Source organism: Hymenobacter ruricola (assembly GCF_015694525.1).
Lineage (GTDB): Bacteria > Bacteroidota > Bacteroidia > Cytophagales > Hymenobacteraceae > Hymenobacter > Hymenobacter ruricola.
Genome location: NZ_JADQDM010000001.1, coordinates 486,245 through 507,602, shown reverse-complemented (window position 1 = coordinate 507,602; position 21,358 = coordinate 486,245). Strand labels below are relative to the sequence as shown.

Below are 21,358 nucleotides of genomic sequence, written 5' to 3'. Positions count from 1 at the left end.
TCCCTTCCCCGCCCGCCATGACCCTCGACGAAACCTATCAGCTCGGCTACCTCCTCAAAACGCACGGCCTGCGCGGCCACGTGGCCGCCCACTTCGACGTGGACGACGTGGACGATTACCTCAAGCTCAAGAAGGTGTACCTGGCCCTGCCCGCCGCCCCCACCAAGCTGGTGGAGCACAACATAGAAAAGGTGCAGCCCCAGTCCGGCAACCGCGTGCTGCTGAAGCTGCGCGGCATCGACCGCATCGAGGAAGCCGAGCCCTTGCGCGGCGCTCAGCTCTACCTGCCCTTGGCCGAGCTACCCGCGCTGGATGAAGACCAGTTTTATTTTCACGACGTCATCGGCTTCACCGTAGTGGATGCGAATCTGGGCGAGTTGGGCACCGTTGAGAATTTCTATGAGCTGCCGCAACAGGACATGCTGGCCATGCGCTACCAGGGCCACGAAGTGCTGATTCCAGTGGTTGATGAAATCGTGACCCACGCCGACCACGAGAAAAAGCAAGTCCACGTGAACCTGCCCGACGGCTTGCTCGATGTGTACCTCAAGCCCTCCTCCCGCGACCAGGACGAGCCCGACGAGTTTGAGGAAGCATAATGTAGCGTGGACTCTGCGAGTCCGCGCGTTGTAGAAGAACGTTCGCTCCGGCGCGGACTCGCAGAGTCCACGCTACACACTCCCATATGCGCATCGACATCCTCACCTGCCTGCCCGAGCTGCTGGTCAGCCCTTTTGCCCATTCCATTGTGAAGCGGGCGCAGGACAAGGGCTTGGTGGAAATCCACCTGCATCAGTTGCGCGATAAGGCCATCAACAAGCACGGGCAGATTGACGACGCCGTGTTTGGTGGCGGCGCCGGCATGGTGCTGCGCGTGGAGCCCATTGCCGCTTGGATAGACGAACTACAGGCCCAACGGCCCTACGACGCCGTCATCTACCTCACGCCCGATGGCGAGACGCTGCGCCAGCCGCTGGCCAACCGCCTGTCCTTATTCCAGAACATCATCATGCTTTGTGGTCATTACAAAGGCATCGATGAGCGGATTCGCCAAACCTACATCACCCACGAAATCAGCGTGGGCGACTACGTGCTGAGCGGCGGCGAGCTCGGCGCGGCCATCTTGGTTGATGCCGTGGTGCGGCTGCTGCCGGGCGTGCTGGGCAATGAAGAATCCGCTTTGTCCGATTCGTTTCAGGATGATTTGCTGGCGCCGCCAGTGTACACGCGGCCGGCCGAGTGGCGCGGGCTAGCCGTACCGGACATTCTCTTATCCGGCAATACGCCCAAGATTGAGGAGTGGCGGCACGAGCAGGCGCTGACCCGTACGCAGGCGCGGCGGCCCGATTTATTGGGCTAAAACCAGATTCAGCAGCTTCGTTTTTCGAATCAGCAGCAAATCAGTGAACAAGCTAACGCATGTTCTACAAATGACTTGCTATCCTCAACTCAAAGTCCTATCTTTGCGCTCCGTTTCGATAAAATACTAATTCCCGACGGCGGCGCCGTCTTTCGCAATTTCTCAGCCATGAGCGTACTACTTGACTTTATCCAGGCCGAATCGCAAGAGCGCCGCGCCAGCTTTCCGGACTTCGCCGCCGGCGACACCATCAACGTGCACGTGAAAATCCGCGAGGGCAACAAGGAGCGCATTCAGCAGTTCCAGGGCGTGGTGCTGCAGCGCCGCAACCCCAGCTCGAACGGCGAAACTTTTACCGTGCGCAAGATTTCGAACCAAATCGGCACCGAGCGTATTTTCCCCTTGCTGTCGCCCAACATCGAGAAAATCGAAGTGGTGCGTCGCGGCAAAGTCCGTCGCGCCCGTCTGTTCTACCTGCGCGGCCTCTCGGGCAAGCAAGCTCGCATCAAAGAGCGCCGCTTGAACGTGGCCAGCAAGGCCACCGCCTAAGCACCGCCGCAGCTCATCAGCTGCTGATAATAAAAAAGCCGGCCCCACGCGTGGGGCCGGCTTTTTTAGGTTTGGGCTAGTCCAAGGGTTTAGATTTGGCCGTTCGGCTTGTGCGACGAGTAGTCCTGCGGCAGACTGCCGTCAACGTCCACCGTGCCACCTTGTAGCTGCTGCGCCACGGCGGTGAGCACTTCGCCCAGCTTGGTGACGCGGGTGGCGGTGTTCACGTTTTCGGCGAAGTTGGCGGCCTGGGTGGTTTCGGTGCCCAGGCGAGCCAACAGCGGCGCGATAACATTGACGTCGAGCGTGCCGCTGCCAAAGTGGGCTTTCAGAGCCTGCAGGTCGACCACCAGTTGGTGAAACGCCGGATTGTTGGCTTCTTTCAAATCCTCAATCCAGCGTTGCAGCTGATTGTCGAGGCCGGCCCGCTCGGCAGTAGAGGCGAGGTCGCCGGTGAGCAGGTGAATGGCGCTGTCGAGGTGCACCTGGTGCTGCGAATCTTTCTTTTCCATGGGTGGGGTGTTGTGGTAATCGGTAAGCAATTGCGGCGTCTGGTGCGCCGCTTACTTCTGCCAACGTAGCAACGCCCTGCGGGGTTGGCCCGCTCGGTGAGCAAACCCCGCTCGGTGAGCAAACAAAAAAGCCCCGCCAGCAATGGCGGGGCTTTTCGGCAAGCGCGAGACTTGGAACCTGCTTACTCAATCTTGTTCATGCGGTCCTTCACGGCTTCCAGGGCCACGCGCATGTTCACGATGTCGCCGCGGGCGGCCTCCTGCTCTTTCAGGTTGGCGTCGATGAGGTTGTTGAACTGCTGGAGTTCGGCGGCGTTGGCGGCCAGCATCTGCTGGATTTCAATCTTGCGCGCCTTGTTCTTTTCGATGTCTTTCTTGATGGTGTTGGCCTTTTCAATCACGGCCATGTGGTTGTTCTGCGAGGCCACCAGGGCGCGCTCGGCTTCGGCAATCTGCGACACCAGGTCTTCGCGGTACATCATGCGGGCGAAGTCCTTCAGGTACTTCTCGGCCGACTTCCACTGCACCGGCGTTTTGTCTTTCGCCAGGTAGGCGTTGCCCAGGTCAATGCTCCACCACACGGTGGTGCCGGTGGGCGTAGCGTCGACCTTGGAAATGACGCGAATGGGGGTAGGTGCAATTTCTTCGATGATGACGCCGTCCATGGTCACCACGCCTTTGTTGTTCTTCACCTTGCTGCCGAACTTGTCGTTCAGCTGCTTCAGCCAGGCGGCCTCCACGCGCTTGTTGTCGAGCTGCATGCTCACGCGCTGGCCCGTGCGGGGCACGTTGCCAATAGACATATCGGCCTCATCCACAGGAGATTTCTGGGCATAACCGCCCAGCGTGGCCAAGCATACAACAAGTAGGATTAGTAGGCTTCGTTTCATGGTAATAATAACTTAGAGAGAGCTTTAAAAATGGTCGGGGAAAGGCTGCTGGCTGCGGTGTCGTTTTCCGGCTTTTCAAATTTAAGACCTTTCTTTCATGCAAATTCTCTTCGCAAGGATTTTTTTAGGAATAATGCTGTTTTTATTGGTTTTGTTCAATCCATAATATCTTAAGTCTATTTATCCCGATTCCTTGATTCAGAGAATATGCTGTCAGTGCAATTCCATCGCAACAAAGCAGAGTAAACGCGGGTTGTAAGCGTCTATGCAAGTAACCGTTTGCCGCACCGAGCACTTCAATGCTGCCCACCGCCTGCACAATTCTACCTGGAGCGACGAGAAAAACCAGCGCGTTTTCGGCAAGTGCAACAACCCTAACTACCACGGCCACAACTACAACCTAACCGTGCGCCTCACCGGCCCGGTAGACCCCGAAACCGGCTACGTCTACGACCTCAAGCGGCTGAGCGACGTGATTAAGCATGAGGTGCTGAACCGCTACGACCACCGCAACCTGAATTTGGACACGGAAGAATTCCGTACTTTAAATCCCACGGCCGAAAACATCGCCGTGGTTATCTGGCAGCGCCTGCGCCCGCACCTGGACGCGGGCCTGGCCCTGTCGGTCACGCTCTACGAGACGGACCGTAACTTTGTAGAATACCATGGATAACCCTTCCGGGCCGGCCCCGGCAACCGACTCGCACCTGCCCCCGGGCCTGCGCACCCCGCTCCGCGACGATGCCTTCGCGCGCAGCGACGACGACAAGATTGCGGCCATCAGCGGCCACTTTGAGGCCATCATGCGCGAGTTGGGCCTCGACCTGACCGACGACAGCCTGGCCGGCACCCCGCGCCGCGTGGCCAAAATGTACGTCAAGGAGTGGTTCAAGGGCCTCGACCCGGCGAACCGGCCGGAAGTGCGCATGTTCGACAACCGCTACGATTACCACCAATTGCTGGTGGAGCGCGATATCACGCTGTTTTCGTGCTGCGAGCACCATTTTGTGCCCATCGTTGGCAAGGCCCACGTGGCTTATCTGCCCGGCGAGCACGTGGTGGGCCTGAGCAAGCTCAACCGGGTGGTGCAGTACTACGCGCGCCGCCCGCAGGTGCAGGAGCGCCTCACCCGCCAGATTGCCGAGGAGCTGAAGCAGAGCCTGGGCACCGACGACGTGGCCGTGCTCATCGAAGCCGACCACTTGTGCGTGATGAGCCGCGGCGTGAACGACACCAGCAGCTCGACCCTCACCAGCGAGTACGGCGGCCGTTTTGCCACCGACGAAGCCCTGCGGCGGGAGTTTCTGCGGCAGATTGGGAAGTAGTGCGTTAGCTGTTAGCCACTGGCTAGTAGCTGTTAGCTTTGCCAAATACCAAGTCCGCAAAAGAAACGTCTGATATTCTTTACAAACGAAAGCTAATAGCTAATAGCTAGTGGCTAACAGCTAATAAATGAAAGTCCTCATCACCGGCGGCACCGGGCTCATTGGCACGCGGCTGGCCGAAATGCTGATTGACAGCGGCTACGAGGTGGCCCTGCTGAGCCGCGAGCCAGCCAAGAGCAGCCACTTCCGCAGCTTCCGCTGGGACCCGCGGGCGGGCACGATGGACGACGCGGCCATTCTCTACGCTGATTACATTGTGAACCTGGCCGGGGCGAGCGTGAGCGACGGCAAGTGGACCGACGAGCGCAAGCGCGACATCATGAGCAGCCGGCTGGGCGGGCTGGCGCTGCTGCACCGCGAGCTGGGCAACCCGCGCCACCACGTGCAGGCGTTTATTTCGGCCTCCGCCATTGGCGTGTATGGCGATACCGGCGACAAGCTGCTGACCGAAGAAACGCCGCCCGGCCTGCCCACGCACGACTTTCTGGCCGACGTGGCGCACCAGTGGGAGCTGGCGGCCGAGCCCGTTGCGAAGCTGGGCATTCGGACGGTGGTGCCGCGCATCGGCATCGTGCTGAGCAAAGAAGGCGGGGCCTTGCCCCAGATTGCCCGGCCGGTGAAGCTGGGCGCGGGCGCGGCGCTCGGCAGCGGCAAGCAGTACATGTCCTGGATTCACCTCGATGACCTTTGCCGCCTGTTTATCGCTATGCTGGAAGGAGCAGCCTGGGAGGGCACCTACAACGCGGTGGCGCCGAACCCGGTGACTAACCAAGAGTTCACTAAGGAGCTGGCCGAGGTGCTGCACCGGCCGCTGATTTTGCCCAAGGTGCCGGCCTTCGGGCTGAAGCTGGCCATGGGCGAGATGAGCGAAATCGTGCTGGCCTCGCAGCGGGTGAGCGCGGCTAAGGTGCTGGCGCAGGGCTTCCGGTTTGAGTACCCGGAGCTGCGCGGGGCGCTGGAGGCGCTGTATGGGGGGGAGTGAATTAAAATCTACAGCAAAGCGTAGCTTAGGGAAATTAACTGCCAAAAAACGCTGACATGATAAGCCAAGAGCAAATTTCCGTGGTGCTGAAAGATTTGCCATCCCAATTTTCCATTGATGAACTGGTGGACAAGCTGATTTTCATTGAGAAAATTGAGGATGCCATCAGGCAGGGTGAGCGCGGCGAAACGTACTCGACGGAGGAAGCCCGGGAATTGCTGCGGCAATGGTCAAAGTAAGGTGGTCGCGGCGCATCATCGCGGAGATTCACGAGGCGCGGGAATACTTATTGCCGTATGCTCCGGCCTCTGCGGAACGGTTGACAAATGAGATTTTTGCCAAGGGCGTATTGCTGGAACAACAGCCGCTGCTGGGCCGCGTGGTGCCAGAAGCGAAGCGCCCCGAGGTACGCGAATTGTTCTACAAAAAGTATCGCGTGGTTTATCGGCTGGTCAGCGACTCCGAGATTCTGATGCTGACGCTCCACCCCGCCCTGCGGCCGTTGGTGGTGGATGCTCTTTCAGGAGAGTGAGTGGTCTAAGATTGTTTTTAGTCCCTGCAAGCCGGACAACGCCTCCGCACGTCATTCAACGGCTACGGAACCGCGTCCAACGCTTCCGGAAAGGCTTCCAACGGCTCCGCAAGTCATTCAACGGCTCCGGAGATGCTTCCAACGCATCCGCAAGCCAGTCAACGGGTCCGGAAAGGCATCCAACGCACCCGGAACCCCGTCCGATGGGCCCGGAAGCCATCCGACGGCCCCGGTTACTCGTCCGACGCTTCTGGAAAGGCGTCCGATGGCTCCGGAGAGGCGTCCGACGCATCCGGAAGCTGGCCGATGGCTCCGGAGATGTATCCGATGCATCCGGAAACGCATCCGATGGCTCCGGCCGGGCATCCGATGGCACTGGAAATACGTTCTATTTTTATTTTCACCCTCCTTCAGCCTCATGCCCCAATTACCCGACCTCGAACTAGTAGCCGAAAAAGTCCACGAAGCGTGGATGCAAACCAAGAAGTCGCAGGGCGTGACCACCCGCCAGAGCGAAACCGGCGAGGAGTTGATGGTGCCCTACGCCCAACTCAGTGAGCCGGCCAAGGAGCTGGACCGCATGACCGTGCGGACGGTGTATGCGGCCATTGAAGCGTTGGGTAGCTGAGGTGACGAGTAACCAATGCAAATACGCCCATTAACCGAGCTTATTAATAACCAAGACCCAGGCTGGCCGCTGGTGCAGGACTGGATTGCAGCCGCTGAAAACGACGTGCGGCTGTTGCCCAAAACGGCTGCCCGTGCCGAGAGCGCCTTATTAGCTGCTCAAGTGACTACCCGTTCGCCGATGGGCGCGGTGGTTTACGAAACGGGCGGCATCCTCGTGGATAATGGTTGGCTCCGCATCTTGGGTTCTGGCTCGCCAGGGTTGAACCGTGACTTGATGGGTTGGAACAAGGACAAGCAAGCAGGGCTCCTGTTGATTGCCGACGATGCGTTGGGAGGTTTTTTCGCGCTCAATGGCGGGGCCTTCGGGCAGGAGTCTTTGGGCGAAATCTTTTACCTGGCACCGGACAATCTGGAATGGGAGCCGCTCGACATCGGCTACTCTGATTTCCTGGTTTTCTGCTTTTCCGGCGATTTGGAAAAGTTTTATGACGGGATGCGCTGGAAAGGCTGGCAAGCGGAGGTTGCGCAGCTTAGCGGTGACCAAGGCATCAATTGCGTCCCGTTTCTGTTCACTGAAGAGGGCCAGGATTTGAATAAAGTGAGCCGCAAAGCCGTGCCCATTGCAGAGTTGTGGGGCTTACACAATGATTTTCGGGAGCAACTCGGGATTCACTAGCGCCGCAAACTGTCCGGCACGCCGCCGCCGTTGTTCATCTGCTCCAGCAGGTTGTCGGCAGCGATGGTATCGACGGCCACGGCGCGGCGGCGCGGCTCCGATTCGGACACGCAGGTGTACTTCTTGGTGATTTTGACGGTGGGCTTGGGGAAGTGGCCGGGCGTGTAGCCCAGTTCCTTGTCCTGGTAAATTTTCTCCATGAACTTGCCGAAGATGGGCAGGGCCGTGCGGCCGCCCTCGCCCTGCTGCGAGCCCGTGAAGTGGATGCTGCGGTCTTCGCCGCCCACCCACACGCCGGTCATCAGGTCCTTGGTCATGCCCATGTACCAGCCGTCGGAGTAGTTGCTGGTGGTGCCGGTTTTGCCGCCGATTTGGTTGTCGTTGTGCCAGAGGTCGTAGTCCCAGAGGGCCTGGGAGGTGCCGCCGGGCTCTTCCATGCCGCCGCGCAGCATGTAGGTCATCAGCCAGGCGGTTTCGGCCGGGATGGCGCGGTGCTGCACGGGGTCGAACTGCTGGATGACGTTGCCGTTGCGGTCTTCGATGCGGGTGACGAGGCGCGGGTCGGAGCGGAAGCCGTTGTTGAGGAAGGTGCTGTAGGCGTCCACCATTTCGTACACGCTCACGTCGCCGGCCGAGCCCAGGCCGATGCTGGGCACCGGCAGCAGCGGCGAGGTGATGCCGACCTTGTGGGCGTATTTGGCTACGTTTTCCCAGCCCACTTTCTCGGTCAGTTGGGCCGTCACGGAGTTCACGGAGCGGGCCATGGCGTGCCGCAAGGTCATGTTGATGCCGGTGTATTCGCGGGTCACGTTGTCGGGCTGCCACTCCATGGGCTTGCCGTTTTCGACGTAGTTGATGGTCACGCGCTGGTCCCGAATGCGGTCGCAGGGCGAGTAGCCGTTGTCGAGGGCGGTGAGGTACACGAAGGGCTTGAACGTGGAGCCGGCCTGGCGCTTGCCCTGCTTCACGTGGTCGTACTGGAAAAAGCGGAAATCGAGCCCGCCCACCCAGGCCTTAATCTGGCCGGTGAAGGGGTCCATGCACATCATGCCCGATTGCAGGAAGTGCTTGTAGTAGGCCAGCGAATCGAGCGGCGACATCACCAGCGTGGTGTCGTTGTCGTCGTGCTTCCAGGTGAATACCTTCATCGGCCGCTTGGCATTCAGGGCCGAATCGAGGCGCTGGGGCTGGTTTTTGTAGCGCGCGGCGAGGCTCTTGTAACTCTCCGTGCGCTTCATCTGGGTCAGGATGAAGTCGGGAATTTCGTTGCCCTTTTCGTCTACCCAGGGGTTTTTGCCGCGGTTGCGCCAGAAGTTGTCGAACTGCCGCTGCAAGGACTTCATGCGCTCGTGCAGGGCCTCCTCGGCGTGGGCCTGCATGCGCGAGTCGATGGTGAGGTAGATTTTCATCCCGTCGCGGTACATGTCGTGGCCGGTGCTGTCGCACCACGCGTCCACAAACTGGCTGATGGCGCTGCGGAAGTAGGTATCGGGCCCGTCGATGTGGGGCTCGACGTGGTAGTTGAGCACGATGGGCGTGGCCTTGAGGGCTTGAATCTGGGCGGCGGGCAGCACGCCGGCCTGGCCCATGCGGTCGAGCACCACGTTGCGGCGGCGCAGGGCAGCGGCCGGATGGAACTTGGGGTTGTAGGCCGTGGGGTTGTTGAGCACGCCCACCAGCATGGCCGCTTCCTCGGGCTTGAGGCTGTCGGGCGAGGTGTGGAAGAAGGTTTTGGCCGCCACCTTGATGCCGAAGGCGCTGGAACCGTACTCCACGGTGTTGAGGTACATCCGCAGAATTTCCTCTTTGGTGTACCGCTGCTCCAGGTCCACGGCCGTGAGCCATTCCTTGGTTTTGGCCACGATGGTGCTCACCACCGGGATGTAGCCCAGGGCGCCACGGCTCTGCTGCCGGCGGATTTTGTAGAGGTTTTTGGCCAGCTGCTGGGTGATGGTGGAGCCGCCGCGCTTCTCGCCGCGCAACGACGAAAACGCGCCGCCCACCACGGCCTGCAGGTCGATGCCCGAATGCTCGTAGAAGCGCACGTCCTCCGTCGCAATCAGGGCCTTGATGAGCAGCGGCGACATTTGATTGAGCGCCACCGGCGAGCGGTTTTCGCGGAAATACTTGCCGATGAGCACACCGTCCGAAGTATATAGCTCCGAGGCCTGCTCCACCTTGGGGTTCTCCAAATCAGAAAGGCTGGGCGACTTGCCGAAGAGGAACATGAAATTGGTGCTCACCAAAAACGGGTACACCAAAAACAGGATGACCAGCAGGCCAAACCCCACCCAGGCCCAACTGGCCAGCCGCAAGGGCCAGCGGCGGCGGCGCGGCGCTTTCGGTTTCGGGCCCGAAGAAAGGGAAGAGCTTGTCGGTTGGGAATCGGCCATGCGAGGCAACAAGTAGAATGCGGAACCATAAGCTCCGCCGCGAAGAACGACAAATATACCTGTTCAGGTCCCCAAAAGTCCGCAATAAGCCGCGCGGCGGCCCCGGAACAAATCCGAACTAGCGGCGCTGCCGGCCCGCCAGGATGGCCTGGTGGTGCACGTTGCGCCGGGCGCGCAGCTTGTTGCGCTGCCAGCGCCAAGCCAGTTCAACCAAAGCCAGCAGGATAATGCCCAGCCCCAGGAAGTAGCTCCAGTGCAGCATCCGGACCTGGCCCCGGGTGGGCGCCTCCAGCTCCTGAAACAGCAGCAGGCCCCACAGCTCATCAAGCAGCGTGAGCACCCACACCACGCCCGCAAACAGGCGCCCTACCCTACCCAACGCCAGCTGCCAGTGCAACAGGTACAGCACCAGCCCCGGCAGCGCCGAGAGCAGCACCAGCGGCTCTTCCTGCACCAGCGGCAGCCCCAGAAACACGATGCTGAGCGTTTCCTTCAGCACTTGCGCGGCCGCCAGGCTCCGGCCCAGCTTCGAGAGTTTGGGAAAGGCGGTGTGCGGGTGCAGGTGCGACGACGTGGGCATAGCGCGGCAGAACAAGGGCTTAGGGACCGCCAATATAGGCAGCGCCCGCTAGTAGCGCCGCGCCATGAGGCGGCTGGCCTGACAGCGCCAGGTCAGCACCACAATCAGCAGGCCTTTTACCGAATCCAGCAGCAGGTTGTCGGGCTTGCCAAAGGCGTAATAAATGCCGATGCCAATGCCAATCCACCAGAAGCCCAGCAGGTAACACCAGGTGGCGTAGCCCGGCCGGCGCTGCCACACCTGCAGGAAAGCCACCAGCGCAACCAGCGACACAAACCCCAGCAGCCAGCCCGTGACGTAGGCCAGGAAAGTGGTTTCGGGCCCGTATTTCACGCCAAACTGCGTCAGGGTGAACACCGGCGCGAAAAAAGCCCCACCGGTCAGCGCTACTTCGGCGAGCAAGGCGATGAAGAGCACAACCAAAAGCAGCGTACGGGCCATGAAGCAAAGGCAAGCGTGAAGTCGTCACGGGCCTTTCTCAGACTTGGAAAGCCCAACGGGCCGCCAAGCTAAACAATAAACTTGGATAAGTTACTATTTCGATTTTCAGCAGCAAGGGCTTGCTTTATGGTTGAGCTACTGTGAATGCGGGCTTTGGCCGCCGCCGAGCTGCAAGCTTCACGAAGGCGCTTCTTGTTTAGACGCAATTTTTTCATTGCAAAGCCACTGCCCTTTTGCTCGCCCGAGCTTTGCGTGATGGCACTGCCTGCTATTCGGATAGCCTAGCCTCAGCCGGCGCTGAGAAACGCCGCCCGCAGGCCGCTGATGAAGGACAGCAGCGTGAGCAGCCCCACGCCCAGACCCAGGGCCAGCGAAACGCAGCAAATGGCAAACCGCATCCAGCGCGGCCCGCTGTAGGTGGCTGGCCAGCGCAGCAATACGCCGATGGTTTGCAGTCCGCCGGCCAGCAACAGCAGCGTCAGGGCCACCCAGGTCCAGAACTCGGCCTGCACCGGATGCTGCCAGATTTCCCGCTCGAACCACAAACTGAGGCCGGCCAGGCCCACGCCCCCGGCCGTGAGCCAGAGCCGGGGCGGCACCTCCGGCCAATGGGGCAGCAAGTGCCGCACATGATGCTGAAGCATAAAAAGCAAGGATTAGGTGAAAAAAGGCTGCGATTTACTTCGACGACCACAGCAGCATGAGCTGGGTGAAAGCCAGCAGCAACAAACCCAGCAGCACCACCGTGGCCGGCAGCACGCCGCGCAGCCAGCGCCGGAAGCGGGCATCGGGCGTGGCGGCGCGCTGCTGCCAGGTGAGCAGCAGGCCGAGCGCGGCCACGTCGCCGATGCAGAAAATGACGCCCAAAAAGGTCAGCAGGAAGGGAGGAATGGAAGCCATGAGTTGATGTGCTGATTAATTGATGTGCTGATATGCTGCGTGGCTACCGCAAGGCCTGGCGGGCCTGCCAGTCGGCGTAGGTGAGGCCCTGCCAGTGGGTATAGCCGGCGTATTCCGCCCTGGCGTTGTTGAGGGCGAAATCGAGGCGGCGCTGGGCGTCTTCGGCCGTGATGACCTCGCCGGTGCCGTCCTCAGAGTCCATGGTGAGCAGGGTGGCGTGGTTGAGCAGGGCGCGGCGGGCCTGCAGCGTGGGCAGCACCCGGTCGGGCATGTTGAGCAGGAAGCCGACGTCGATGCTGCGGAAGCGCGGCTGCAGGTTGTACTCCGCAATCCAGACCTCCCAATTGCCGGTGGCCAGCAGCAGCAGCACCGCGTACACGGCCAGTGCATTGAGCCGCACGAGGCTGTAGGCCGAGCGGCGCTGCCAGATTTTGAGCAGCACCGTGCCCAGCCCGAAAAACACCAGCAGCAGGAAAAAGCACACGCCAATGCGCTTATAAGCCACGCCGCTGTGCAGGATGTAGTAATAATTGCGCAAGCCCACCGACACGGCCAGCACCGCGTTTTGCAGCACCCACACCGTAGCGCCGCCGCGCAGCCAGCGCAGGCCCGGCTGGTAGAAATTGAGATTGCGCCGGAAAAACCACAGCACGATGCCCATGGCCAGCAGAATGCTGAAGATGAGCACATAAGTCCCTTCGTGCACGAACTGGGCCAAATCGAACCCCGGCGCCGGCTCAAACCCAAACCACAGCCAGTTGATGTCGATGGCATTCACCGCCAGCAGCAGCACGTTCACCAGCCCAAATACGGCCGCCGCGGCGTAGAACTCCTTGCGCAAATCGAGCGCCCGCGCGGCTTTCCAGCGGAAATCGGGCCGGCGCACGCCGAAGGAGGCCACCCCGTCGCGCTGCCGCCGGATGAACTCGCCGAAGCGCGACTCGTGGTCGGCAAAAGCAAACACCGGCACCGCCACCACCACGCCGGCCACCACCACAAAGCCCAGCGCCAAGAACAGCAGGTGAACCAGCGAGATATCCGGAATCAGCCGCGCCAGCCACTCGCCCAGCAGCGCCAGCGCGCGCCCGCTCAGCCGGTCGTACACCGGGTTGGCCACCGCGAACAGCAGGTGAAACGCCCCCAGAATGACCACCGGCACCACCAGCAAGCGCCCGTAGAACCAGCCCCGGCGCATGCCCGCGCCGCCGTGGCGTGGCGCCCGTAGCCCGCGCAGCACCCGCAGCCAGGCCTGCGCCGCGCTATTAGCAGCCGTGAGCGCCGCATAGGGCACCAGCTTCAAGTGCGGTTGGTTCACGTAGCCCAGCAGCATGAGCAGCGAGGTGCCGCAAGCCAGCGCCGCCGCGCCGGAGCCGTACACGGCCATCATGGCCCCGCCGAAAACGCTGCCGCCCACCGCCAGCCAGAAGTAGCCCGAGCGCCGCACCGCCGCCACGCGCGGCAGCAGCACCAGCTGCGCTACCACTACAAATAAGCTAAACACAAGCAGATTGACGCCGCCCTTTTCCTGCCAGAACAGCCAGTCGAACAGCACCACGCCCAGCGGCAGCAGCAACTTTTGCGCCCTGGTGAGCGGCGGGTGAGCAGTAGTAGTAGCAAAAGCGACGGGCGGCACAGCAGCAGGCCATTGCGCCCCGGGTTGCAAAGAAGATTCCATGGATTAAAACGCTTTGTATTTCAAAGTAGATTTTCAAAAAAGTTGGCCGAACGGCCAGGGCTAGGGATATGAAGCTGGTTGGCGCCTCCCCTATTGCGGCACTACAATCTGCGGGCCCGCCACCGGGGATGCACCGACTTCAGCGAGAGGCAGCAAGTCGTTCACGTGGCGCAGGGTCAGCACGCCACCGGGCCGCTGCATGCCCTCCAGCCGGCCATACTCAGCCACAATGGCTGCACAGAAGCGGCCCACGCCGTAGCCCCCGACCGCAAACGTGCGCCGGCTGGCCACGAACACCACCATCGCCGTGCCGGCCATCAGCCCCCGGTAGAACTGCCGCCACAGCCACCCGCTCAGCCGGCCGCGGCCAAACGACCACTGCCGAATGGCCAGGCAGTGAAACGCGAGGTGCATTTCCTCGTCGTGCAGAATGCGCCGGCAAATCTGCCGCAGCAGCCCCGATGGCGTGGCCGCCGCCAGCGCCCGGTAGTAGACGGCGGCCACCACCTCGGCGGTCAGAATCACGCGCACCATGTGCTCCAGGCCCAGCGGGCGGCCCAGTGTCCGAAACACCTCGTGCAACCAGTGCGTGTGCAGTTGGGGAATCCCCTGCTGGTCCATGAACCGGCCCAGCATCTCGGCATGGCCTTCCTCCTCGGCAATGAACAGCTGCATGGCGGCCGCGTAATCGGGCACGCCGTAGGCGCGGGCCAGGTCCAGCAGGTGGTCGCCGCCCGTGCCTTCGCCGCGCTGGAAGGTTTGCAGGGAGGAGCGCACGGCGCGCAGTTCGGCGGGCGTGAGCGGCGCGGCCTCGTGCCAGGGCAGTTCGGCGGCGCTGGCGCGGTTGGCCTGGAAGTAGGTTTTGACGTCGGTGAAGGTCATGAGTTTATTGGTTAATGGCGAAAAACGTCGCAGCAGGCTCAGAAAAAGACCAAGGAAGCAAGCGTCCAAACGCCGCCAATCAGCAGTGTCGCTATTTGAAAAACCGTCAATGTGGCGTACCAAATACAGCCCGCCACTTTGGCTACAGAAGTCACTTCTATTGTAAACTGTAACCACTCCTCCCCTCCTGACAATGCCTGCCACCAGATGAGTGAGTGTGCTAACCAAAAGCTTGACAGGATAAAAAAATCAGCATTCTCGCTGCTCAGATGTCTCTCAAACAGCGTTGCCAATCCCAGCCACCCGCCTACGCAGGCTAGCGTCCAGCACAGGCTGCTTGCCAGCCATTGCTCCAGTGTGTGAGGTTTTGCGAATGGATTTTGCATCTGGTTGCCCGTGTTGCGGCTTGGTAAAATCGAATTGATATTATGCCATTCACCGCTGCAGCACCGGCAGCGACATCAGCATCTCAGAATCTCCTGATTGCTGCGCCAACGGCTCTAGGCCAGGTTTTCCATCCTTGCCGCGCACCTTACTCAGGATGGCTTCCAGCAGCGGGCGCATGGAGTCGAGGTGGCGCGACTTTATCATGAAATTCCAGAGGGGCTCGAATTTTTTCCAGCCGCCGGCGTAGGCGAAGTGCTTGAGTTGGTGACGCAGCGTGTCGTGCACCAGGCTGGCTTTGGTGATGTTGGTCCAGGAGTAGAAGTCGCGGTAGGCCTGGTCGTAGCCCTCCTTGAGCTGGCGGGCCGTCAGGTGCGGGCCGGGCTGGCACACCACCGTGCGGGTGTCGTACTCGTTCCAGCGGCGGTGCAGCAGGCGGCCCTGCGCCTCCATCTGCTGGAAAAGCGCGGTGCCGGGGTAGGGCGTGGCAATGTGAAACGTGGCCGTGGTGATGCCCTGCTGCACGCCCCAGTCCACGGTGCGCCGGAACACGTCGGGCCGGTCGTCGTCGAGCCCGAACACAAAACTGCCGTTCACCATGATGCCCAAATCGTGCAGCCGCTGGATGGCTGCGGCGTAGTCGCGGCCCAGGTTCTGGGGCTTGTTACTAGACTTGAGGTTGACCGGGCTCAGCGTCTCAAAGCCCACAAACAAGCTGCGCAAACCCGCCTGCGCTGCCTTTTCCAGCAGCCCGTTATCTCGCAAAATACTATCCACAGTGGCCGCGCCCTGAAACAGCCGCCCCATGCCCCGCATGCCCTCAAAGAGCCCCGCCGCAAAGCGCGTGTGCCCCAGCAAATGGTCGTCGAGGAAGTAGAGGTGGCGGCCGGGCAGGCGGTCGATTTCGGCCAGCGCGTCGTCCACGGTTTGGGTATAAAAACCCTTGCCACCCTGGAAAAACGCGTCTTTGTAGCAAAAGTCGCAGTGGTGCGGGCAGCCGCGCGTCACCACAATGGAGTTGGGCACGAGGTAGCGCTCCCGCTTAATGAGGTCGCGCCGGATGGGCGGAATGCCCACCAGCGTGCGCCCCGCGCCCGACACGTAGCGCGGCCGGGCCCGCCCCGCCTGCCAGTCCCGCAGAAACTCCGGAAATATCTCCTCGCCCGGCCCCAGAAAGATGCTGTCGGCGTGCGGCGCGGCTTCATCGGGCAGGCTGGTCACGTGCAGGCCGCCCAGGCACACATAGGCGCCGCGGGCCCGGTAGTGGTCGGCCAGCGCGTAGGCCTTGTAGGCGTTGGTGATATAGACTTGGATGATGACGAGGTCGGGCTCGTCGTCCAGGTTCAGGGTTTCCACGTGCTCATCCTGCATGTCGGCCTCCCACCCTTCCGGCAGGTAGGCCGCCAGCGTGGCCAGCCCCAGCGGCGGAAACAGCGAGTACTTGATGGGCCGCCAATAGGGGTTGGTGGCTTCGGTGAGGGCCGGGAGGATAAGCTTTACTTTCATCTTAAAGAACTTTGTGATTCAAAGCTTATAGGCAAAAAAAGAGAGCCGTATGCGCCATCTGTCATCCTGAGCGCAGCGAAGGACCTTCTCACGTTCACGCAGTTTTAATTTACTGCCAATTGTTCACCGGTCAGAAGGTCCTTCGCTGCGCTCAGGATGACAAAAAGTTACCCCCGCAGCAGTTTTTCCAGGGTGGCGAGGTGCTCCTGGAAGGCCACTTTGCCGGCAGCGGTGGCGGCGTAGGTGGTGTTGGGCTTTTTGCCGACGAATTGCTTGCTCACCAGCACGTATTCGGCCTTTTCGAGGGCGGCGACGTGGCTGGCAAGGTTGCCGTCGGTGAGGTCGAGGGCTTCTTTGAGGTCGTTGAAGCTCACCGATTCGTTGGCCATCAGCACGGCCATCACGCCCAGCCGCACGCGGTGGTCGAAGGCCTTGTTGAGGGTGTGGATGAGGTGCTTCACGAAGAAATAACGGGTTTACCGGCCTTGCCCGGCCGCTCGTAGCGGTTGTACATCACCAGGCCGTAGCCGATGTGGCCCAGCCCGAAGCCCAGCGCAAAGAAAAGCAGGCCGTACTCGGGCAGCAGCAAGCACACCAGCCCCAGCCCGATTTGCGTCACGCCCAGCCAGCGAATCTCGTCCAGCGTGTACTTGCTGGCGTTGAGCAGCGCGAGGCCGTAGAACACCAGCAGGCCGGGCATCACCAGGGCCACGTCGGGGCCTAGGTACAGGCGCAGGCAAAACAGGCCGCCCGCCACCAGCGGAATGGCCAGCGCCACGGCCAGGCGCCGGCCGGGGGCGCTCCACAGCTTCTGGCCGTCATTATGCGTGCGGCGCTGGGTGAAGAAAAACGCCACCAGCAGGGCCAACCCAATCATGCCCCCGGTCAGAAACAACAGGCTGGGCAACTCGGCCCGCCGCATCTCAACCGAGGAATGCAGCAGGCGCGCGTAGCCGCCCACCACGCTGCTGTCCTGAAAGGCGCTTTCCAGCAGCCGCATGCTGAACGCGGTGCCGAGCAGCGCCACCACGCCTGCCCCCACCCCGCTCAGGCCGGAAAGCGACAAAAAGCGCGAGCTGCGCTCCATGATGGCGCGGATTTCGGTGAGCTGGGCTAGTGGGTCGGGGTTGGCAGGCTTCATAACCATAGAAGTACTTTGTGATGCAAAGTTGAAGAAAAGAATTGATACATTTGCTATCAGGCTTACCAAATATTTTATGCTTGACGCTTCAATCACTGATTTTAACCCACTGCGGAGAGGTTTTTACCTTTGGCTGCTCACTAATCTTATCGGTGATAGTGGATGGGCAGTTTGCTTTTTATATAAAGAGAAATGGCCCATCGAAAGCAGTGAGTTAGAATGGGCATCATTTTTTGCCGGTTGCATCCTGACTCTTTCGATGGTCATCATTCCATTTGCGAAAATCCTTTTTGCTTACGCTTTGCCTTTGCCAATGATGCAGCGACTCATACTAATTGGCATGGGTCTACTAGTGCTTTGGGGCTTACCTGTACTGCTATTAGCAGCTTTCGTCGCGTTAGATTTCAATACAAATTTTTTCAATTTCTTACTCGTGATACTCCCCATCACCAGTTCATACTTAGCAGCAGCATACATAGCAGCCCTCTTGATATACCGTCACTGGCTATTTCGAACTAGAGCCGTTGACAATTTCATCGCAGATTCTTAGCAACCAGTTTCTTACAGATACACTCGCCACCTCCAATACGCAAGATGCTTCGCTCATTGTACGCTCTAATGGCTTAGGAGGTGCCTCTCTGCGTATGCTTGGGACATGCGCCTGCGCCTCCGCCTGTTCGAGTTTGAAGACCTGCCGTGGTTTCCAGCCGTCATCCGGGCCGGGATGATGGACTACCTGCGCTTCATGATTTCCGCGCTGGGCACCTACCGGCCCATTGCGCCGCTGCTGGCCGAGGGCCTGGCCCGCACCGGCCACACCCGCGTGCTGGAACTGGGCGCCGGGGCCGGCGGCGGCACCGAAACCGTGCTCACGGCCTTGCGCGCCCACGGCCACCCCAACACCACCATCCTGCTCACCGACCTCTACCCTCAGCCCGCAGCATGGGCCGACATTGCCCGGCGCACCCACGGTGCCATTGGCTTCGAGCCGGCTTCGGTGAATGCGCTGGCCGTACCCGCGCAGCTGACGGGCTTTCGCGCCATTTTCTCGGCCTTCCACCACTTCCCGCCCGTGGCGGCCGAGGCCATGCTGCGCGATGCCGTGCAGGCCGGCACCGGCATCGGCGTGTTTGAGGGCGCGGGCAAGCACTGGGGGGAGTTGCTGCTGGCCTGGACGGTGCTGCCGGTGGCGCAGTTGCTGCTCACGCCGTTTTACCGGCCCTTCCGGCTCAGCCGGCTGGTGTTCACTTATCTGATTCCGCTCATTCCGCTGTGCACCATCTGGGATGGGTCAGTGTCGCTGCTGCGCATGTACTCCACGGCGGAGCTATTGGGCTTAGCTCGCGCGGCCGACCCGGAAAAGCGCTTTACCTGGCAAGCAGGCAAGAAACGGCACTGGTGGGGCCCGGAAGTGACCTATTTGATAGGCTGGCCCAAGTAGCGCGATGTAGCGCGAACTTTGTAGTTCGCGTCCCACGCCAGTCAGTCGGTTCGGGTACGCGAACTACAAAGTTCGCGCTACATGCTCAACGCCTACAAAAAAGCCCTGCCGCTGCTGCGCATCCCCTTTTCGGTGTACCTCATGCCGGTGTTCTGGTTTGGGCTGAGCGCCTTGCGCGGGCCCTGGAGTGGCTGGCGGGCCGCGGGCGTGTTTGTGGTGCTGCACCTGCTGGCCTACCCGGCTTCCAACGGCTACAATTCCTACTACGACCGGGACGAAGGCAGCATCGGCGGCTTGAAGGCGCCGCCCAAAGTCACGCCGGAGTTGCTGCACTTGGTGTGGCTGTTCGATGCGCTGGCGGTGGCGGGCGCGGCGCGGCTGTCGTGGGCGTTTGCGGCCCTGGTCATGGTGTATTTACTGGTTTCCAAAGCCTACAGCTACGAAGGCATCCGCCTGAAAAAGTACCCCTTGCTGAGCACGCTGGTGGTGGTGGTTTTCCAAGGCGCTTTTACTTTGCTGATGACGCAGGTGGGCGTGGGTGCCACTTCGGCGCAGCTTTTTGAGAAAACCAACCTGCTGCTGGCGCTGGTAAGCACGCTGTTTCTGTGCGGCTCCTACCCGCTCACGCAGGTGTATCAACACGAGGAAGACGCCCGGCGCGGCGACCGCACGCTGAGCTTGCGGCTGGGCATTCGGGGCACGTTTGTGTTTGCGGCGGTGGGCTTGCTGGCGGGCGCGGCGGCGCTGGGGCTGGCCTACTGGCTGCGCCAGGAAATACGGCCGCTGCTGATTTTTTTGGTGGCTACCGGGCCGGTGGTGGCGCTGTTCGGCCGCTGGGCCCGGGCCGTGTGGCACGACGAAAGCGCTGCCGACTTCGAGCACACCATGCGTATGAACCAAGTGTCGTCGTTGTGCCTGAGCGCGGCCTTCATTGCCATGCTACTGTGGCGCTAAGTTGCCGTGTGGGCTTCGGCAACTTAGCGCGCCGTTGGGCACGTATCAATCCCATTCATCAACCAAAAATTGTTTTGCTATGCGTTGCTCCTGGCTCCTGTTGCTGCCGCTGCTGGCGGCCTGCAACTCCACTCCCTCGGCCGTGAATGAAGGCACAGTTTCGCGCGTGGCCGACCGGCAAGGGCGCGATACGACCACGGCCTTGCCCGCGCCCGATACGGCCGCGACCAAAGCCGTTTCGGCCGTGAGCGACACCTTACGCGTGGCCCGCGAGCGCCACAATTTCAGCCACGCCGAGGGCCCGTCCGATTTGTTCCGCCTCGTTTTCCGCGGCCCGTCCATCCTGGAAGGCAACGCCGAATTCACCATCACCAGCCCCGAAGGCCAAGTCATTTTCCGCGAAATGCTGACCGAGCCCGACCTCGAAGCGGCGCTGGTGTATGAGATGAAAACGCCCACGGCCACCCGGGCCGAGCGCGAAACCTTCGTGCTGCGGCGCATCGACCGGTTTTTTCTGCCCGCGCAGTTTCACACCCCGGCCCTCGACGCCAAAGCCGGCTTTCCTACCGACATTGCCAACCTGGAGCGCCCCACTTGGGACGACCTGCGCAAACGCCCCGACGCCATCGGCTTCGAGTACCTGAAAGGCAAGGAGGACCGGCAGCGCATCGCCTGGTCGCCGCTCAAAAAGCAAGTGGTGCGGGTGCAGTAGAGACGCACTACGTTGCGTCTCGTCGTTGAACGATGGTTGAAGCAACACCCGAACGGCCCGGACGACAAGACGCAACATAGTGCGTCTCTACGCCCCTGCCTCCCGCAACAGCTGCTCCAGCCCTGCCCGAAGCTGCTCATACGGTTGGTAGCCGCGGGCCAGCACGTAGCCCTGCTCCCCTACCCGCACCACAGCCGTGGGGAAACCCTCCACGCCAATGCGGGCCACGGCGGCGAACTCCTGCTGGGCGGCGCGGGCCGTTTCGGGCGCGGCCCAGCGGCGCTGAAAGTCGACTGCATCGACCCCAAAGGGCGCCAGCAAGTTGTTGTAAACAGAGGGGTCGTTTAAATCCTGGCCGTCGCGAAACAGGGCCAGCTGCACGGCGTGGGCAAAGACCACGGTGCGGGCCGGGTCCTGCGTGAGGTGGCGGAAAGCGGCGATGGCCCGGCTCGGCGGCTCGGAGTCGTAGACGTAGTCGCCGGCCTCGCCCAGGGCTTTGAAAGCGGCGCCGAACTGCACGCCGGTTACTTCCTCCACCTCGGGCAGGCTGCGGCGCAGGTCGTCCCAGACGTCGGCAATCGGGCCTACGTCCTCGCCTTTTACCATGCCGCCGCACAGCACCGACACGTCGAGGCGCCCCGCAAAGTCCTGCTGCACCTGCTGAATCACGGGGCTCATGCCGTAGCACCAGCCGCACAGCGGGTCCTGAATATAAAGCAGCTCGGGCAGGTGGGCGGGCGTGGTTTCCGGGGTCATGAAGCAAAATAACCGCCGAATCGATGCGCAACGGCCAAACCAGAGACAAGGAAACAGGAAATTTTACCACATTTACG

Annotated in this window: 28 protein-coding genes; 14 read left to right on the top strand and 14 right to left on the bottom strand. The window is 61.3% G+C overall.

The window, feature by feature from the left end; translation table 11 throughout:
- The first annotated feature begins 17 nt into the window (after nt 1-17).
- The 3 genes from rimM to rplS all read left to right on the top strand — a co-directional run bounded on the left by rimM (nt 18) and on the right by rplS (nt 1,909).
- Complete coding sequence (rimM, locus tag I2H31_RS02285) at nt 18-599, top strand: ribosome maturation factor RimM (protein WP_196291378.1); 582 nt, start codon at nt 18-20, stop codon at nt 597-599.
- Between the two features lie 86 nt (nt 600-685).
- Nucleotides 686-1,360 carry a tRNA (guanosine(37)-N1)-methyltransferase TrmD gene (gene trmD, locus I2H31_RS02280; protein WP_196291377.1) on the top strand — a complete coding sequence of 225 codons (675 nt, stop codon included), beginning with the start codon at nt 686-688 and terminating at the stop codon, nt 1,358-1,360.
- A 168-nt stretch (nt 1,361-1,528) separates the two neighbouring features.
- The gene (gene rplS, locus I2H31_RS02275; protein WP_196291376.1) at nt 1,529-1,909 is read left to right on the top strand and encodes a 50S ribosomal protein L19; all 381 of its coding nucleotides are present in this window, start codon (nt 1,529-1,531) and stop codon (nt 1,907-1,909) included.
- Between the two features lie 89 nt (nt 1,910-1,998).
- Here rplS and I2H31_RS02270 read toward each other — a convergent pair whose 3' ends face one another.
- Nucleotides 1,999-2,421 carry a hypothetical protein gene (locus tag I2H31_RS02270; RefSeq protein ID WP_196291375.1) on the bottom strand — a complete coding sequence of 141 codons (423 nt, stop codon included), beginning with the start codon at nt 2,419-2,421 and terminating at the stop codon, nt 1,999-2,001.
- Between the two features lie 182 nt (nt 2,422-2,603).
- Complete coding sequence (locus tag I2H31_RS02265) at nt 2,604-3,311, bottom strand: hypothetical protein (protein WP_196291374.1); 708 nt, start codon at nt 3,309-3,311, stop codon at nt 2,604-2,606.
- Nucleotides 3,312-3,576: 265 nt separating this feature from the next.
- Here I2H31_RS02265 and I2H31_RS02260 point away from each other — a divergent pair, with 265 nt between their 5' ends.
- From I2H31_RS02260 to I2H31_RS02230, 7 genes are all read left to right on the top strand, one after another.
- Nucleotides 3,577-3,984: a 6-pyruvoyl trahydropterin synthase family protein gene (locus I2H31_RS02260; protein ID WP_196291373.1), complete on the top strand. Its 408-nt coding sequence runs from the start codon at nt 3,577-3,579 to the stop codon at nt 3,982-3,984.
- On the top strand, nt 3,977-4,636 hold the full coding sequence (gene folE / locus I2H31_RS02255; protein ID WP_196291372.1) for a GTP cyclohydrolase I FolE: 660 nt from the start codon (nt 3,977-3,979) through the stop codon (nt 4,634-4,636). Before I2H31_RS02260 ends, folE begins: the two co-directional genes overlap by 8 nt.
- 127 nt (nt 4,637-4,763) lie before the next feature.
- The gene (locus tag I2H31_RS02250) at nt 4,764-5,678 is read left to right on the top strand and encodes a TIGR01777 family oxidoreductase (RefSeq protein WP_196291371.1); all 915 of its coding nucleotides are present in this window, start codon (nt 4,764-4,766) and stop codon (nt 5,676-5,678) included.
- A gap of 56 nt (nt 5,679-5,734) precedes the next feature.
- The gene (locus tag I2H31_RS02245) at nt 5,735-5,917 is read left to right on the top strand and encodes a hypothetical protein (RefSeq protein WP_196291370.1); all 183 of its coding nucleotides are present in this window, start codon (nt 5,735-5,737) and stop codon (nt 5,915-5,917) included.
- Complete coding sequence (locus tag I2H31_RS02240; protein ID WP_196291369.1) at nt 5,905-6,210, top strand: type II toxin-antitoxin system RelE/ParE family toxin; 306 nt, start codon at nt 5,905-5,907, stop codon at nt 6,208-6,210. The genes I2H31_RS02245 and I2H31_RS02240 overlap by 13 nt, the downstream gene beginning before the upstream one ends.
- Nucleotides 6,211-6,628: 418 nt before the next feature.
- Nucleotides 6,629-6,838 carry a RyR domain-containing protein gene (locus tag I2H31_RS02235; protein WP_196291368.1) on the top strand — a complete coding sequence of 70 codons (210 nt, stop codon included), beginning with the start codon at nt 6,629-6,631 and terminating at the stop codon, nt 6,836-6,838.
- Between the two features lie 15 nt (nt 6,839-6,853).
- Nucleotides 6,854-7,516: a DUF2625 domain-containing protein gene (locus tag I2H31_RS02230; RefSeq protein ID WP_230687394.1), complete on the top strand. Its 663-nt coding sequence runs from the start codon at nt 6,854-6,856 to the stop codon at nt 7,514-7,516.
- On the opposite strand, the gene I2H31_RS02225 is transcribed toward I2H31_RS02230, so the two are convergent.
- The 11 genes from I2H31_RS02225 to I2H31_RS02175 all read right to left on the bottom strand — a co-directional run bounded on the left by I2H31_RS02225 (nt 7,513) and on the right by I2H31_RS02175 (nt 17,418).
- Nucleotides 7,513-9,909, bottom strand: a complete 2,397-nt coding sequence (locus I2H31_RS02225; RefSeq protein ID WP_196291367.1) for a penicillin-binding protein 1A — start codon at nt 9,907-9,909, stop codon at nt 7,513-7,515. The two genes, I2H31_RS02230 and I2H31_RS02225, sit on opposite strands and share 4 nt — an antisense overlap.
- 118 nt (nt 9,910-10,027) lie before the next feature.
- Complete coding sequence (locus I2H31_RS02220) at nt 10,028-10,489, bottom strand: hypothetical protein (RefSeq protein ID WP_196291366.1); 462 nt, start codon at nt 10,487-10,489, stop codon at nt 10,028-10,030.
- Between the two features lie 48 nt (nt 10,490-10,537).
- The gene (locus tag I2H31_RS02215) at nt 10,538-10,930 is read right to left on the bottom strand and encodes a hypothetical protein (RefSeq protein WP_196291365.1); all 393 of its coding nucleotides are present in this window, start codon (nt 10,928-10,930) and stop codon (nt 10,538-10,540) included.
- Nucleotides 10,931-11,217: 287 nt separating this feature from the next.
- Nucleotides 11,218-11,574 (bottom strand): hypothetical protein, encoded by a 357-nt coding sequence (locus I2H31_RS02210; RefSeq protein ID WP_196291364.1) that lies wholly within the window; start codon nt 11,572-11,574, stop codon nt 11,218-11,220.
- A 34-nt stretch (nt 11,575-11,608) separates the two neighbouring features.
- On the bottom strand, nt 11,609-11,830 hold the full coding sequence (locus I2H31_RS02205; protein WP_196291363.1) for a hypothetical protein: 222 nt from the start codon (nt 11,828-11,830) through the stop codon (nt 11,609-11,611).
- 43 nt (nt 11,831-11,873) lie between these two features.
- On the bottom strand, nt 11,874-13,505 hold the full coding sequence (locus I2H31_RS02200) for a DUF4153 domain-containing protein (RefSeq protein ID WP_196291362.1): 1,632 nt from the start codon (nt 13,503-13,505) through the stop codon (nt 11,874-11,876).
- Between the two features lie 90 nt (nt 13,506-13,595).
- Nucleotides 13,596-14,387, bottom strand: coding sequence for a ferritin-like domain-containing protein (locus I2H31_RS02195; RefSeq protein ID WP_196291361.1), 792 nt, complete (start codon nt 14,385-14,387; stop codon nt 13,596-13,598).
- Between the two features lie 38 nt (nt 14,388-14,425).
- Nucleotides 14,426-14,773, bottom strand: a complete 348-nt coding sequence (locus tag I2H31_RS02190; protein WP_196291360.1) for a hypothetical protein — start codon at nt 14,771-14,773, stop codon at nt 14,426-14,428.
- A 49-nt stretch (nt 14,774-14,822) separates the two neighbouring features.
- Nucleotides 14,823-16,277: a B12-binding domain-containing radical SAM protein gene (locus I2H31_RS02185; RefSeq protein ID WP_196291359.1), complete on the bottom strand. Its 1,455-nt coding sequence runs from the start codon at nt 16,275-16,277 to the stop codon at nt 14,823-14,825.
- 167 nt (nt 16,278-16,444) lie between these two features.
- Entirely contained in the window at nt 16,445-16,738 is a 294-nt protein-coding gene (locus tag I2H31_RS02180) for a winged helix-turn-helix domain-containing protein (protein WP_196291358.1), read from the bottom strand.
- Nucleotides 16,735-17,418: a hypothetical protein gene (locus I2H31_RS02175; protein WP_196291357.1), complete on the bottom strand. Its 684-nt coding sequence runs from the start codon at nt 17,416-17,418 to the stop codon at nt 16,735-16,737. Before I2H31_RS02175 ends, I2H31_RS02180 begins: the two co-directional genes overlap by 4 nt.
- A gap of 76 nt (nt 17,419-17,494) precedes the next feature.
- Between I2H31_RS02175 and I2H31_RS02170 the strand changes: the two genes are divergently transcribed.
- From I2H31_RS02170 to I2H31_RS02155, 4 genes are all read left to right on the top strand, one after another.
- Nucleotides 17,495-17,968, top strand: coding sequence for a hypothetical protein (locus I2H31_RS02170; RefSeq protein WP_196291356.1), 474 nt, complete (start codon nt 17,495-17,497; stop codon nt 17,966-17,968).
- Between the two features lie 105 nt (nt 17,969-18,073).
- The gene (locus I2H31_RS02165; protein ID WP_196291355.1) at nt 18,074-18,859 is read left to right on the top strand and encodes a class I SAM-dependent methyltransferase; all 786 of its coding nucleotides are present in this window, start codon (nt 18,074-18,076) and stop codon (nt 18,857-18,859) included.
- Nucleotides 18,860-18,940: 81 nt separating this feature from the next.
- Entirely contained in the window at nt 18,941-19,813 is an 873-nt protein-coding gene (locus I2H31_RS02160; RefSeq protein WP_196291354.1) for a UbiA family prenyltransferase, read from the top strand.
- A 79-nt stretch (nt 19,814-19,892) separates the two neighbouring features.
- A complete protein-coding gene (locus tag I2H31_RS02155) occupies nt 19,893-20,525 on the top strand; it encodes a hypothetical protein (RefSeq protein ID WP_196291353.1) in 633 nt (210 codons plus the stop codon).
- Nucleotides 20,526-20,612: 87 nt separating this feature from the next.
- Here the strand turns inward: I2H31_RS02155 and I2H31_RS02150 are convergent, their stop codons facing one another.
- Nucleotides 20,613-21,281 carry a DsbA family protein gene (locus I2H31_RS02150; protein WP_196291352.1) on the bottom strand — a complete coding sequence of 223 codons (669 nt, stop codon included), beginning with the start codon at nt 21,279-21,281 and terminating at the stop codon, nt 20,613-20,615.
- Between the last annotated feature and the right edge of the window lie 77 nt (nt 21,282-21,358).

Excerpts from the sequence above, each read along its gene's own strand:
- rimM (WP_196291378.1), top strand. The coding sequence starts at position 18 with ATGACCCTCGACGAAACCTATCAGCTCGGCTACCTCCTCAAAACGCAC.
- trmD (WP_196291377.1), top strand. The coding sequence starts at position 686 with ATGCGCATCGACATCCTCACCTGCCTGCCCGAGCTGCTGGTCAGCCCT.
- rplS (WP_196291376.1), top strand. The coding sequence starts at position 1,529 with ATGAGCGTACTACTTGACTTTATCCAGGCCGAATCGCAAGAGCGCCGC.
- I2H31_RS02270 (WP_196291375.1), bottom strand. The coding sequence starts at position 2,421 with ATGGAAAAGAAAGATTCGCAGCACCAGGTGCACCTCGACAGCGCCATT.
- I2H31_RS02265 (WP_196291374.1), bottom strand. The coding sequence starts at position 3,311 with ATGAAACGAAGCCTACTAATCCTACTTGTTGTATGCTTGGCCACGCTG.
- I2H31_RS02260 (WP_196291373.1), top strand. The coding sequence starts at position 3,577 with ATGCAAGTAACCGTTTGCCGCACCGAGCACTTCAATGCTGCCCACCGC.
- folE (WP_196291372.1), top strand. The coding sequence starts at position 3,977 with ATGGATAACCCTTCCGGGCCGGCCCCGGCAACCGACTCGCACCTGCCC.
- I2H31_RS02250 (WP_196291371.1), top strand. The coding sequence starts at position 4,764 with ATGAAAGTCCTCATCACCGGCGGCACCGGGCTCATTGGCACGCGGCTG.
- I2H31_RS02245 (WP_196291370.1), top strand. The coding sequence starts at position 5,735 with ATGATAAGCCAAGAGCAAATTTCCGTGGTGCTGAAAGATTTGCCATCC.
- I2H31_RS02240 (WP_196291369.1), top strand. The coding sequence starts at position 5,905 with ATGGTCAAAGTAAGGTGGTCGCGGCGCATCATCGCGGAGATTCACGAG.
- I2H31_RS02235 (WP_196291368.1), top strand. The coding sequence starts at position 6,629 with ATGCCCCAATTACCCGACCTCGAACTAGTAGCCGAAAAAGTCCACGAA.
- I2H31_RS02230 (WP_230687394.1), top strand. The coding sequence starts at position 6,854 with ATGCAAATACGCCCATTAACCGAGCTTATTAATAACCAAGACCCAGGC.
- I2H31_RS02225 (WP_196291367.1), bottom strand. The coding sequence starts at position 9,909 with ATGGCCGATTCCCAACCGACAAGCTCTTCCCTTTCTTCGGGCCCGAAA.
- I2H31_RS02220 (WP_196291366.1), bottom strand. The coding sequence starts at position 10,489 with ATGCCCACGTCGTCGCACCTGCACCCGCACACCGCCTTTCCCAAACTC.
- I2H31_RS02215 (WP_196291365.1), bottom strand. The coding sequence starts at position 10,930 with ATGGCCCGTACGCTGCTTTTGGTTGTGCTCTTCATCGCCTTGCTCGCC.
- I2H31_RS02210 (WP_196291364.1), bottom strand. The coding sequence starts at position 11,574 with ATGCTTCAGCATCATGTGCGGCACTTGCTGCCCCATTGGCCGGAGGTG.
- I2H31_RS02205 (WP_196291363.1), bottom strand. The coding sequence starts at position 11,830 with ATGGCTTCCATTCCTCCCTTCCTGCTGACCTTTTTGGGCGTCATTTTC.
- I2H31_RS02200 (WP_196291362.1), bottom strand. The coding sequence starts at position 13,505 with ATGGAATCTTCTTTGCAACCCGGGGCGCAATGGCCTGCTGCTGTGCCG.
- I2H31_RS02195 (WP_196291361.1), bottom strand. The coding sequence starts at position 14,387 with ATGACCTTCACCGACGTCAAAACCTACTTCCAGGCCAACCGCGCCAGC.
- I2H31_RS02190 (WP_196291360.1), bottom strand. The coding sequence starts at position 14,773 with ATGCAAAATCCATTCGCAAAACCTCACACACTGGAGCAATGGCTGGCA.
- I2H31_RS02185 (WP_196291359.1), bottom strand. The coding sequence starts at position 16,277 with ATGAAAGTAAAGCTTATCCTCCCGGCCCTCACCGAAGCCACCAACCCC.
- I2H31_RS02175 (WP_196291357.1), bottom strand. The coding sequence starts at position 17,418 with ATGAAGCCTGCCAACCCCGACCCACTAGCCCAGCTCACCGAAATCCGC.
- I2H31_RS02170 (WP_196291356.1), top strand. The coding sequence starts at position 17,495 with ATGCTTGACGCTTCAATCACTGATTTTAACCCACTGCGGAGAGGTTTT.
- I2H31_RS02165 (WP_196291355.1), top strand. The coding sequence starts at position 18,074 with ATGCGCCTGCGCCTCCGCCTGTTCGAGTTTGAAGACCTGCCGTGGTTT.
- I2H31_RS02160 (WP_196291354.1), top strand. The coding sequence starts at position 18,941 with ATGCTCAACGCCTACAAAAAAGCCCTGCCGCTGCTGCGCATCCCCTTT.
- I2H31_RS02155 (WP_196291353.1), top strand. The coding sequence starts at position 19,893 with ATGCGTTGCTCCTGGCTCCTGTTGCTGCCGCTGCTGGCGGCCTGCAAC.
- I2H31_RS02150 (WP_196291352.1), bottom strand. The coding sequence starts at position 21,281 with ATGACCCCGGAAACCACGCCCGCCCACCTGCCCGAGCTGCTTTATATT.